At 37.8% G+C, this 13,098-nt stretch carries 9 protein-coding genes and 2 pseudogenes; 3 read left to right on the forward strand and 8 right to left on the reverse strand.

Features of this window, described 5'->3' with window-relative positions; genetic code table 11:
* From ACKPEB_RS04025 to ACKPEB_RS04050, 6 genes and pseudogenes are all read right to left on the reverse strand, one after another.
* Window positions 1-446, reverse strand: a pseudogene (locus tag ACKPEB_RS04025) (hypothetical protein); the annotation flags it as partial.
* Window positions 447-489: 43 nt separating this feature from the next.
* The gene (locus tag ACKPEB_RS04030) at window positions 490-2,187 is read right to left on the reverse strand and encodes a hypothetical protein (RefSeq protein ID WP_408963519.1); all 1,698 of its coding nucleotides are present in this window, start codon (window positions 2,185-2,187) and stop codon (window positions 490-492) included.
* A gap of 60 nt (window positions 2,188-2,247) precedes the next feature.
* The gene (locus ACKPEB_RS04035) at window positions 2,248-3,837 is read right to left on the reverse strand and encodes a hypothetical protein (protein WP_408963520.1); all 1,590 of its coding nucleotides are present in this window, start codon (window positions 3,835-3,837) and stop codon (window positions 2,248-2,250) included.
* Between the two features lie 214 nt (window positions 3,838-4,051).
* Window positions 4,052-5,578, reverse strand: coding sequence for an ATP-dependent DNA helicase (locus tag ACKPEB_RS04040; protein ID WP_408963521.1), 1,527 nt, complete (start codon window positions 5,576-5,578; stop codon window positions 4,052-4,054).
* 42 nt (window positions 5,579-5,620) lie between these two features.
* Entirely contained in the window at window positions 5,621-7,177 is a 1,557-nt protein-coding gene (locus ACKPEB_RS04045) for a pentapeptide repeat-containing protein (protein WP_408963522.1), read from the reverse strand.
* A gap of 71 nt (window positions 7,178-7,248) precedes the next feature.
* Window positions 7,249-8,787, reverse strand: a complete 1,539-nt coding sequence (locus ACKPEB_RS04050; RefSeq protein ID WP_408963526.1) for a pentapeptide repeat-containing protein — start codon at window positions 8,785-8,787, stop codon at window positions 7,249-7,251.
* A gap of 264 nt (window positions 8,788-9,051) precedes the next feature.
* On the opposite strand from ACKPEB_RS04050, the gene ACKPEB_RS04055 reads away from it, so the two are divergent.
* A complete protein-coding gene (locus ACKPEB_RS04055) occupies window positions 9,052-9,945 on the forward strand; it encodes a prephenate/arogenate dehydrogenase (protein ID WP_408963523.1) in 894 nt (297 codons plus the stop codon).
* 26 nt (window positions 9,946-9,971) lie between these two features.
* On the opposite strand, the gene ACKPEB_RS04060 is transcribed toward ACKPEB_RS04055, so the two are convergent.
* Both ACKPEB_RS04060 and ACKPEB_RS04065 read right to left on the reverse strand, forming a co-directional pair.
* Window positions 9,972-10,187: a hypothetical protein gene (locus tag ACKPEB_RS04060; RefSeq protein WP_408963524.1), complete on the reverse strand. Its 216-nt coding sequence runs from the start codon at window positions 10,185-10,187 to the stop codon at window positions 9,972-9,974.
* Window positions 10,188-10,219: 32 nt separating this feature from the next.
* Complete coding sequence (locus ACKPEB_RS04065) at window positions 10,220-11,440, reverse strand: DNA double-strand break repair nuclease NurA (protein ID WP_408963525.1); 1,221 nt, start codon at window positions 11,438-11,440, stop codon at window positions 10,220-10,222.
* A 473-nt stretch (window positions 11,441-11,913) separates the two neighbouring features.
* Between ACKPEB_RS04065 and ACKPEB_RS04070 the strand changes: the two genes are divergently transcribed.
* Both ACKPEB_RS04070 and ACKPEB_RS04075 read left to right on the forward strand, forming a co-directional pair.
* A complete protein-coding gene (locus ACKPEB_RS04070; RefSeq protein ID WP_408963527.1) occupies window positions 11,914-12,735 on the forward strand; it encodes a cobyrinic acid a,c-diamide synthase in 822 nt (273 codons plus the stop codon).
* Between the two features lie 171 nt (window positions 12,736-12,906).
* Window positions 12,907-13,098, forward strand: a pseudogene (locus ACKPEB_RS04075) (hypothetical protein); the annotation flags it as partial.

Genomic DNA, 13,098 nt, shown 5'->3' on the forward strand with positions numbered 1-13,098 from the left:
GGAATCACCCACATCGAATGTAAAAAAGCAGGTAATCTTAACGCATCTGCAATATCAGGAATAATTAAAATTTCATGAATCATAAATACTTCATCAAAGGCTAATAACCCAAAAATAATCGATAGCCATTTCCATTGTTGAAAATAGCGATATTTGACGGGAGCATCATCATTCGCATCACTTAAGGTTTTTTGTTTTTCCAGTTCTGCTTGTTTTCCTGATGCGATCGCACTTAATAACCAAGCACAAAATCCCAACATCAATGCACTATAAAACGTTGGTAAATTCATCTCTCGATCCACATTAAACATCACTGTCCAATCTTCTCGATAATTAAAGACAAATTTACCAATTTGTACCCCGATACTGGTTAAGGTAAAAAATACCACTCCCAGCGTTAAACCTTTGGCTAATTTTAGAGGAGACAGCGTTAGATATAACTGCACGTTTAACTCATCCTTTTGTCATTAAACTCAAATCATAACGCAATTATCGACAATAATATCGTCGATAGCGATATCCATTAAAATCAGGAAGTTCACGGGGATTTTGTTGACATCGGAATTGACTAAAATCGGTATTATCTTTTAAATTAACCCCCCAAAACTCAAAGGGACGTTCAACTTGAGTTAAAGTTGTTGCTAAGGTTGGAGAAAAAGTCTCTGTTTTTTTGACTAATATAAATTGGGGTAAATTTTCAGCATTCTGACGTTTAAATTCTAACCCTAATCCCATTAGAGATCGAGTTTCTGCATGGGTTCGTTGGCTGGTTGCAATGATAACTGGGGTTTGAGATTGATTAATAATATAACTGGCTAAAAGATCCGACCTTTGGGATTTTTGAAAGCCATAATTTAACCCAACAGTTAACCCCCCTAAACATCCCATGATTAAGGTGACAATCACAACTTTTTTTCCGTGATCTTGCAAAAAGGGTGGGAGTGAAATCCAAGACGGATTGAATTGTTGCGGTTGTTTCCAAATGCGACCCAATGCAGAACCTAGAATTAAAATTAACACCGGGAAGTAAACAAATTGATATCTCGCCGCTAAGGATACATCCTTTTTAAATCCATAAATTAAGATCAGGAATAACCCCAAAACGCTAAAAAGAATACCGCTCAAAATTTTAGTTTCTAGTTGAGTGTCAGGGGAGGTTAAATTGAATTTAATTCCTTGAATAATTTTCGGACTCACCCAAACTAATAGGGTTAATAAAATTAAAGCCGAAATCATTGTAATGATAATCAGTGTTCCTTCAACGGGTAATAAAAAGATTTGGGTTATTAACCAGGCGATTAACCGAAATAAAGGTTCAATTAATCTAAATCCTTTCAATTGAGTTTCAATCCATTCTGTTAGTTGATCATTGGAAAGGCTTTCTAAAATCGGAATCCAGACTAACCCACTGATTAATGTTCCTAAACTTACGATATAAATTCTTAACCATGCGCTTCTCAAGAGTTTTAATTGATGTCGCCAATCTTTGAACCAAAATCCTGCTAAAACTAAACTTTCTGCGCCTAAGAAAACGATAAAAAAATAGTGGCTGGCAATTCCTAATCCATTAACAATAATCCAGCCTATCACTTGAATGATGGATAACGGTTTTTCTTTCTCTAAACTTCTAATTGCCTTGACAAAATAGCCGAGAGATGCGAGAATCCAAAGTATAGTTATAGTATAATGGCGCGTTTCCTGTGATAAATAAACCCCATAGGGAGAAACAGCCATCAATGCGGCGGTGATTTGAGCAAAAATTAATGATTGAAAAGCAAAATAACTGAAACTAAAAATAGCAGGAATCGCTAAAACTCCAAAAATAGAACTTAAAGAACGTGCTACGGTTAAAGATACTAATTCTCCCTCGGTTGAAAACAGTTTCATCCAGAAATGATTAATGATAAAATACAGTGGAGGATGATTACTTTCGGTGAACAAATGATAAACCACATCCGACGGTTGAGTTGTGGTTTCAAAGCGTAAGGGAGATAATAAAGTATCAATTGAAATTAATTGATCTAACGGAATTGTTTTCAGTCCGTGACCTAAACTAAACACTAAAGTCGAAATTTCAATACTGGATGCTGACTTATCTCCTAAACCGATCAATCTTAATAAAATTCCTAATACTACCCAAAATAATAATAAAATTGGATGAAACCATCGGTTATGACTAATTTTCATTCCTAAAACTCATCCTCCGCAGATTAAATTACTATTATAATTAATTGTTTTCGCTATTAATTAAAACCGTCGCTCCAATTTCAAACATTGACCCGGTGCTAACTTTCTAATGTCATCGGTTAAATCAAACCAAGGTTGTAATTGTCCGCGTTGAAAAGTGTGGCTAGGGGGAATATCCATCGAGGTTTGATCACAGCTTATTCCTGCGGAAATAATTCCTCGCCAAGAATCAGCATATAACTCATCAATAATATGCCATTGATTGATTTCCCAACGAAATCGCCGGGTAAATCGAAAGGGTGCATCTTGCTTTCCTCTCAGGATTTCATCTTTCTTAAAGTTTTTAATTTTATTGGGAAAAATCCGACCGAATATTAACATAAAAACTCGATTTAAAACTAATTTTAGGGGAGATAATTGATTGAGTTTAACCCAACTTAACCCTCCCTCAATTAACACTTCATCTTGTTCAACATGAATGGTATAAGAACTCATTAAATGAGCAACAGCATTTTTAATCTGACGACCTTGACGAACTTGTAATGAAAAATGAGTATCGGATAAAATTAATTTATTTTCTCGAAATAACTTAAACACTCCTCCTTTATTTAAGGCGACATAGAGTTCAACATGGGGACGACGCTTAATTAATATTTCTGCTTCCTTTAACCAAATACTCGCCACATCTCGCGGTAATGGTTGCGGTCTTCCAGGGATAAAATCACGCCAAGCGAGTAAATAATTCCAAACTTGATTTCCTAATAAATAATCATCTCCATAAGAAGCGGATAACCCATTTTTCATTCCTTGTAAAAATCGATCATTAATTCGTAACGCATCTGGTAGCCATTCTCCCACTAATTCAAATCCATAGGGAAAAAATTGATAAGTATTTAAACTGCCATATTCTCCACCATAAGACCCATCAGGATGAATAAAATAGGACGCTAATTCAACAGCTTTGAGTAAAGATTCTTTTAACCTTAAATCTGCTCTTAAATCATCTAATTGAGCTAAAAAAGAAATAGTTAAGGTATGATAACCCGGATCAAAAGTTTGATTTTCTTTAAACCATCCTTCCTGACTTTGTAACAAAAATAATCGTTCTAAACGAGAAGCTTTAATCCGATGCCATTTAGAAGTTTGTAACATTTGACCTAAGCGTTCTAAACAAAGAATAATTAACGCTTCTTGGCTGGCACTTTGACCAAAAGGATAATAAGCTAATTGATGAACACAACGTTCAAACCCTTGTAATGCTTCATAATTCATTAACCCTAATAAATCATAACTTTCTAAACAAGCAAAAAGGGAAAAAGCCGTAGCACTGACTGAATGTTCTAAGGGAAAATGTTGATCACAAAAACGATCAAGGTTAAGGTTGTCAGTTGCATAAAAAATACCTGCTTCTACCCAATTTTTAATTGCAGGTTGTTGATAATAAGGATTATCAGAAATCGGTAAATCATAAACCAAAGCTAAGGGTAAAACCAATGCTTGCATTTTCCCATTGGCAAAATCTTTAATTTTATAATGCCAAAAATTGCGATCAAAACACCCATAAGTTGGACTATGGGGATTTCGATCCAATAACGTTAAAATTTTAGGAATTTGAGCTAAGGCTTCACGGGCTAATAAATCTTTACTCACGGTTAATCAGGGTTATTCATTGCACCAAAGGAATGACCGCTATTGTACCAAAAAAGCGTACAATCACTATCTAAAACTAAGCCGAGTAAATTTTAAGTATTCTTCAAACCCAATCACTCCTATTCTCTTAATTCTGTCTGTGTTTAATCGAGAAAAAAAGCAGTTGATTCAAGTCTGAGGTCAAGATATAATTCCAATTTGAAGTCTCTAAAGCTTATTGTTCTAACCAGAATCTATCCAAATAATCAATCCGGGCGGAAGGACTTAATGCAGTAAAAACCTGTTCTCCATAACTACGATGGAGAACTCGACTATCAAATAAAGCCACAACCCCCTGACTTTGGCGCACCGGGGCGACGGCTCGTTGTAGCTCACTTAAAGCTGTTGGCAATAAGTAAAAGCGGAACCAATCCAGACGTCGTTGTTTGTAATAAGCCACTTGTCCGGCAACTAAGGGATCTTCTAAGGAAGGAATGGGTAAAGTTGCAATTACCAATAAATAAGGTGGCGGTAAATGACCTTGGGATTGTCGCCAAAACTCCCAACCCGTGACTAATATGCCATTTTCCGGCAAATCTGTTGTTTCAACTTGTACCCGTGACCCAAATTCCGCCGCGATTGCGGTACTAACCTGAGCTTTTAAAGGAACATCTCCGATTAATAAAACACTTAAACCCTGGAGGGATAAGCTCATACATAAGAGAGTGTGAATCTCTTGAATTAAAGCAGATTGATACTGAGGAGTATTGGGTAAAGGTAAACCCGATGGGATATACAGTTGAATCAGTTGGCTTTGCCGATCTGGGGTAAATTTTACACCCGTGATTTCTCCGAGTCCCACCGACTGGCGAAAAATCGGGGCGGTTTTATCTAAATCTAAAGCTCCTCCAATCAACACGACGGGCTGTTGGGGCCAAAGCGGTTTTAACTCAGATGCTACATCTACTGGGCTACAAGATAGGGAAAAGGTTCCTGATGTTCGATCTACAACAGCCCATTTTAACTGTTCTGGAAGTTGCCAACGTTGCCAAAATTTCTGCCATTGTATCAACACCGAATCAAGGTTCAGTTGATAAAGTTGTTCAAGCATCTCCTGTTCAGGGAGATCTAACAGATAGCATTGATAGGGGTTGGGGGGATGTTGAAAGAGTATCCGTGTTAGCTGTACCCGTGTATCTCGAATCATGTCTCGGTGTTCGGGGTGTTGCAGCATCAAATCATTCCAGTCTTGCGGATGCCAACTCACCGTCAAGGTTTCCCTTGTCCAGGTTTCTAAATCATCCACCCCATCAATGACGGTGACAATTCCTTGCGAAGAGGGATTTTGACAATTGAAACGGTTTGATAACCAAGCTTGGGGCGTTGTTAACCATACACCTCGGAAGTCCTCATCGGGCCAACTCTCTCCTCGCAGAATCGGTTTATCGGCGATTAAATCCGGGTGGTTTAAGGTTTCTGGATTAATCCATTCTGATAAATTCAGCCGTTGGAGTGCCGTTAAAATGCTATCCGGTGCAACCACAATGGCAGGTTGATGCCAAACTAACAACGGTATCCAATAACTTAAGCGATAGGAGTGATCAGGATAGCTGGGGGGGACTCCCGTTTGAATTAACGCATTTCGTCCCAATCGTAAGGCTCTGGCGACTAGGCGCGCCATCGTCAAGTGATGGGGCCAAGTCGCTGCGCCTTGAGACTTCAGAAGGTTTCGGAGTAAATGATGGACTTCAACTTCAATCAAACAAGTTCAAAAATAGAAACGGATTTTATTTATTATCGCTGATTAACCTAGATAATCAAAGCTTTCGATAAAATCAATCACTTGATTAAAATCTGGAAGGGTGGTTTGACGAGAATTGAGGCTTAAATCTGCATCAGTTTGACGAGTCGATAATTCATCGAGTCGCTTGCCAAAATTAATATGACTGTGCACCATTAAACTCTGCTGACTGCTATTTTTTAAAATCGTTTGGGTCGCTGACTGAAAAAATTGGGATTGAGAATTCGTCTGATGTTCTCGAACTAACGCTTTAAAATCATTGGCTTTAACAATCACCTCATTCATGGCCGTTAAAATTTGAACTTTTCGATTGTTTCCTAAATTTTCTTCTTTAATTCGCCTCATTAAAGTCACAATATTTTTCTGAGTTAAGGAGGAATCCGCGAAGGGAAAAATTGTTATACAAGCCAGAGGAAATAAATGTTCTTCTCGCTCGACGGAAAAGGTTAAGGTGGTGCGCCGATAATCGACATCTACACTGGGAGGACGATTCATCACCGGATAAACTTGAGATAATTGATGATAAATTCGCATTAAAGTTACATTCGATTCAAAATCTAAAGGCGCATCAATGAAAATTTGAACGGTGGGAAGACTTTGATAAAAAAACTTTTTCAGGGTTTCAGAATTAAACTGGATGACATAACTATGATCACCATTAGGACTTAAATCAATCCAGTCACATTTGAGATCTTCTGCTTTTAAACTAAATCGATGCACATTATAAAGTTTGGCTCCCGTTAAGGTCGCTCCTGATAAATCAGCCCCTACCCAGTCTGATTGAATTAAATTGGTTTGAGTTAAATCTGCATGAACTAAACTCGCTTTAACTAAATTAGTATTACTTAAATTCGCGCCACTTAAATTCGCGCCACTGAGGTTGGCTTCACTTAAATTTGCACCCGCTAAGTTAGCTCCTCGTAAATCTGCCCAGCGTAAATTAGCCCCACTTAAATCCGCCCCACTGAAATTAACATGGGTGAGGTTTGCTTGTCGCATTTCCGCATAGCTAAAATCCGCCTTGGGTAAGTCCGCTTTGGTTAAATTGGCTCCCCTTAAATCGGCTCTTCTAAAGCAAGTTCCTACCCCAAAAACAGCCCGTAAATTCGCACCACTTAAATTCGCATAGGTAAAATCTGCTTGTTCAATTTTGGCTTCTCTTAAATCGGCTCCATTTAAGTTGGCTTGGATTAATTTTGCTTGACTGAGTAAGCATTGAATTAATTCTCCTCGAATTAGTAAACTTTCAATTAAAGACGCTTCGCTTAAATCGGCTCGAACTAAATTACTGACATTTAAGGAAGCTCGATCTAAAATGGCTTTATTTAAGGTCGCATTACTCAGTCGAGCAACATTCAAATTCGCTCCTGTTAGATTACAACCGCTTAAATTGGCGGCGGTTAAATTCGCCACCATAAAAGATGCTTGACTTAGATTCGCATTGCTCAGTTTTATTCGACTTAAATTAGCTTCATTGAGGTTAATCCCACTGAAATCACGTTCGCCTTCCTGATATTGTTTGACAACTTGGTAGACTTTAACTAATTCGCTTTCAATCATAATAATGTTCCTATAACCCTGATTTAATAAATGGTGATTTTCAGTTTTTGATGAAACAAGGATAAAAAGTTTTAAAATCCTTTAATAAAGTTTAGAAAAGTTTCCGTATCCAGGAGTTTTGAATTAAAATAGGGATTATTCAGATATTCTGAACTGTCCGATGAGTTAGGAAAACTTTCTAAACTTCTGCCAAAATAAGAATGACTATACAAGATTAAATGTTGATGACTCGAACTTTTAAGAAGAGTTCGTGTGGGATAGATAAAGAATGGCGTTGAGGGTTCAATTTCCAGATTTAATTGAATATCGCTCAAGGATCGAATCTGTTGAGCTATTTCTACCCCTAATTGTACAATTCTATTGGATAAATTAACCGGAAGCTGGCTACAAGTTTCTGGCGTTAACTTTTTAATGGCAGTTTCAATGGCATTTTGGGTAGCGGCGGCATCCCGAAATGGTAAAATTGCCACATAAGCCACACTCAACAATTGTTCATTGGATTCAATTTTAAATGAAATCACGGTTCGTCGGGAATTAACTTCAATGGTGGGAGGCTGCTTGAATAATGACGATTGCTGTTGAAGATGATCATAAATTTTAGCTAAAATTGTATAAGCTTCAAATCCTAATCGCGTATCGACATTGATTTCTACGGTCGGAAAGGTGGCATTAAAAAATTTATTCGCTTCTTTCGGGTTAAATCTTTGAATCTGGCTACTATCTCCCAAAAAACTTAAATCAATCCAATCACAGCTAATTTCCTCCGCTTTTAAATCAAAACGGGAGACTCCATACAGTTTAGAACCTGTTAAGGATGAACCTGTGAAATCGGCTCCTGTACAATCGGCATTAATTAAATTAGCTTGGGTTAAATCTGCATGAATTAAAATCGCATTCATCAGGTTCGCTCCGGTTAAATTAGCTCCACATAAACTGGCTCCACTTAACCGAGCTTGCTCTAAATTTGCCCCACTTAAATTCGCCCCATTCAAATTAGCCCAACGTAGATTTGCACCTCGCAGATCCGCCCCACTTAAATTGGATTTAGATAGGTTAATTTGTCGCAATTCACTATTACTTAAATTTGCCCCTCTTAAATCAGCTTTCGTGACACAAGCTCGATGTAAACTCGCTCGTTCTAAATTACAATTAATTAAAACTGCATCGGTTAAATTCGCACCATTCAAATTAACTTGTTCCAGGTTGGCTTGTCGCAGTGTCGCTTCTCGCAAATCGGCTTCACTCAGATTCGCTCCCATCAATAAAGCATGGCTGAGATCGGAACGCATGAGTTCAGCCCGAATTAGAGAGGCGTTCATCAGGGATGCTTCTCGAAGATCAGCCCGAATCAAATTGGCAACATTGAGAATGGCATCATCCAAACTGGCGCGGGTTAAATTCGCACCACTGAGGCGAGCAACATTCAGTTTGGCTTGATTGAGATTGACTTCGGATAGATTGGCACCACTGAGGTTAGTAATACTCAAAATGGCTTGGCTCAAGTTGGCTTGGCTGAGATTTGCCCGACTCAGATTCGCTTCGCAAAGGAGAATAGCACTAAAGTCTCTTGTGCCTGATTCATATTTGAGCAGAAGTTCATCGGCATCCATGCCTTCTAACTCTCCAGCTTTGTTCAGTAGGTTATAGGAAATTATAACAAAATACGGTAGAATATATCTACCCATAAACGGGTAAAAACGGCTTTAAAAATATTAGTTCAAACCGGATACAATCCTTTTTATATTTAACTCAATAGTGAGACTTTTAAGGCTCAGAAAAGAACCTTAAACTCATCTTGAAAATGCGTTTTTAGGATTAATTTTTAGCAATCGGTTTAGAACGTTTTTTGTAATAATTGAATGGAGTATTGATTGATGAATATTGGTATTGTCGGATTGGGTTTAATTGGAGGATCTCTTGGTTTAGATTTATATACCCATCGGCAACAAACCCAAGCACAAATCTTGGATAGTTCTTCTGCTTCTCCCTCTCCATCCTATCGGATTTTAGGAATTAGTCTCGAACAAAAAACTTGTGAGGTGGCTGTTAAACGAGGAGTTGTTGATGAAGCTAGTATTGATTTATCCTTAATGAGTCAAGCTGACATCATTTTTATTTGTACACCCATTGCTGCTATTGCTCCAACAGTAGAAAAATTAATTCCTTATTTACAACCTCACACCGTTTTAACAGATGTAGGTTCCGTTAAACAACCAATTGTTGAAAGTTGTTCCGCATTATGGCCTAATTTTGTAGGCGGACATCCGATGGCTGGGAACACACAAACGGGAATTGATGCGGCTCAACACCATCTATTTGTCAACAAACCTTATGTAATCACACCAACTGCTAACACACCCCTCGAATCTATTAAAATTGTAGAATCAATTGTGGATTTATTGCAAGCTAAAATTTATCATTGTCAACCGGAAGAACATGATCGCGCTGTGGCTTGGATTTCCCATCTTCCTGTCATTGTTAGTGGTAGTTTAATCGCTTCCTTAAGACAGGAAGATAACCCGGATGTCGCCTTGTTAGCTCATTATTTTGCGAGTTCGGGATTTCGAGATACCAGTCGCGTTGGTGGAGGCAATCCCGAATTAGGATTAATGATGGCAAAATATAATCGAGACGCTTTATTGCGATCGCTACAATCCTATCGTCAAACCTTAGATAAAATTACGACTTATATTGAACAGGAAGATTGGCAAACCCTAGACCAACAATTAAATCAAAATCGTTCTGATCGTCTAAAATTTAATTTCTAATTCCTCCTGAGCCCTGTAGGGCTCTTTTATTCCCCCTTTAAATTCCATAATGTCTGCGGTAATTGTATCAAATGGTCTAATAATTCCTGGGGGCCAATTCCAAAAACAAGCTGTAAAATTAAAACAATAGCCGCGATCGCAACAGCCGTACTAATACTCGCTTTTAAAACTTGAACCGCCCAAGTAAAAACTAACCAAGCCACCAACAATGAAGCTAATAAAATAATTAATTCAATCGTCATAATTCGTAATTCTTAATTCTTAATTCTTAATTCTAAGCAATACTCCCCCGTTTCCTCGCTTCTTTATAGGAAATTCCCACATTTTTTAAACCTGCTTTAATCATTTGTTGTTCTAACATTGCAAAAAATCGAGCGCGATCGCCTCCGGTCACAACCGCTTGATTATGAGCTTCTGACAAAACCACCGGATAACCATAGCCTTTTTGAACTTGAGCCATCACCATTCCTAATGCTAACTCTAATTGTTCAGGATTTTCAACCACCCAAGCCGGAGCTTCCAAACGAGCAATTTCTAATCCCATATTGACATAACAAAAATAAATTTGATGATGATCATATAAATCTAAAATTGATGAGTTAGAACGCCAAAAAGGACTGCGTTGACCGGGTTTTAATTGAGATTCCCATAAAACCGTATCCCGTAATGGATCAAACACTTGACAAGGTGCTTTTTTCTCGGTTCCTGTTAGACTCATTCCTCCCATCCCCGGACAATTTTTTAAACAATTGGGTTCTTCAAAACTACAAGCCTGTAACCGTAAAAATGATAAACTTTCACTACTGCGAGAAGCACTCACATAACCCATTAAGGGAATTTTTGCTAACCGCAACTGTTCCCAAGATTGTAAAATCGGTTGTAAAATTAAATCCCGTGCTTCCGACGGTAACTGTTCTAAAAACCAATACACTAAGGAACCATCCACTAATGCTAAAGTCGGAACTGTTAACTGTTGATAAGGAGAAATTTCAACTAATTGAGTACCCGACTCCGCCAAAATCATTGCTTCAGAAACCGTCCGACGATATCCCATCCATTCTTCGGTTTTAATTCCCCATTGACGAGATAAATATAAATCTTCAGGACGATAATAAATTTCAGGAACACTATCTAAAATAGGGTGACGACTTTGACCATAATGTAAAATCACTCGCCCCACATTAATTAAATAACAATAAGCAATTTCATGGGCACTCGGTGCAATTTGGGAACCATCCGTTGCTAAAACAGTATGAGTCGTTGGAGGTTCAACAATGTAAGGATAATGATTTAAAGCTTCCAACGGTGTTGCTGGTTTAAACAGCATCCTGAGTTTAAATTCTTCATGTTTTTTCATTAAATTATCATGATTTAATTTAGCTTGTTCCATCAAATGTAAAGCAATTTCAATCCGTTTTCGAGAGGCTTCCGCTTCTCGATTAATATGTTGACTCATTCCTTGCATTTGTTGAGCTAATTTCATTAAATCTAACATAATCGTTACATTCTGATAGTGGGAGCGTCCTCGCTGCCTAAAATATACAGTTTAAATGCAAGATCAACTGACCTGAATGCTGTCATAATAAAAGATAGGATAATTTGCAACAGCATTTGGAAAGATACCGTAAACCCCGGAAGGTTAGGGACGTGAGTGAGCCATTTTGAGCAGTCTGGTTTAAGCGTGGAGTAATTGTGATTTCTATCACATTACCATCCAACAATCATCGGGTTGTCACAGGGAAATGACCCAGAATAAATTCCGTCAGGAAAAAACACATACTCCTCAGATCCCTTAGAATTGAATATCATTCATCTAGTATAAATATTAACGGGCTAGAATCCAGATTGCCGTTAGAAATGAATCATCCTATTTTAATCTAGTGTTTAACGTAGAGGGACATCTAATCAGAGGGATGAAAGTAATAATGGGTCACGGTCAATCAGCTTAATTAGGAATAAAACGAGATGATGAATCTTGAATATAGCGACGAACAAATCAATCTAGCACGCCTAATGAGGCATCATGTTTTATTTGATAAATTGCCCTTAGAGGTTCAACAATGGGCAGAAAGTTTACCTTGGAATCAACGGCGTTATGTTCTTTCTTTATGCTATATATTGTGTGCTTCCTCACCCGAAAAACAAGCAGAATTTTTAGATGAATATACCGCCGATGGTTTAATGGCGAAGATGCTCAAAGATATTGATACGCTGCAACGAGTCAAACAATATTTGAGTTGTTTTCGGATTAAAGCCCCCTTAAATGAAGCGGTTTTACGAGGATATATTCGGCAATTTTATATTCATTTTGCCCAAGATGCCCGTTGCCAACCTAGTCAATATTTAGAATCGGCTTTAAAGTTAGCTTTAAGCCCCAAAGATAAAGATAATGTGTTTAATTATATTCTAGGCTTTGAATTAATTAAACTCATGTTCCAAATGAGTTGGCTACAACAAGAACGCCTATCTCGATTACAAACAAATCAGGACTATTTTATTAAAAATTATCTCAAACCCATTCAACACGCTCATCGCGTCAATGGGATTATTGTTCCTAAAGATGAACGGGTATTTTTTGCCAAACGCGATTTCTATGTCCAAAAACCCGAAATTAAACCGAGAACTTTAATTGAATTAGTAATGGCAACCTTTACCACTAGCCAAGTTATTGCCTGTGGATTTTCTCTAACTCGTCATAGTCGAGCCTTTGAGTTTGATTATGATTACATTTTTAATTCTAACGAACCCGACAGCATTTTTCCTTGGGGATCGGAATCCGTGTTAGGATAAAAAATGGCAATTATAAGACCAAGGTGGGAGATTGAAAACGAGCGTGTCTATGCCTTACGGCAGGCTACGCCAACAGACCTGAGATGAAAAACGACTCAGGGGAATTTATTCCCCGTGAATATTTATTCGATTTATGTTAACATAGAAACCGGTCGAAACCCGGAAATTTTCATGAGAGTTCTGGAATATAAAATTAAAGGCAAACCTAGTCAATATCAAGCGATTGAGCCAGCAATTCGCACGACCCAATTTGTTCGCAACAAAGCGATTAGATATTGGATAGATCATTCCAGAGAATTGAAGATTAACAAGTTTGCCTTAAACAAATATTCTACAATTCTCAGAAAAGAATTCTCGTTTGTT

The organism is Planktothrix sp. (assembly GCF_046067725.1).
GTDB lineage: Bacteria > Cyanobacteriota > Cyanobacteriia > Cyanobacteriales > Microcoleaceae > Planktothrix.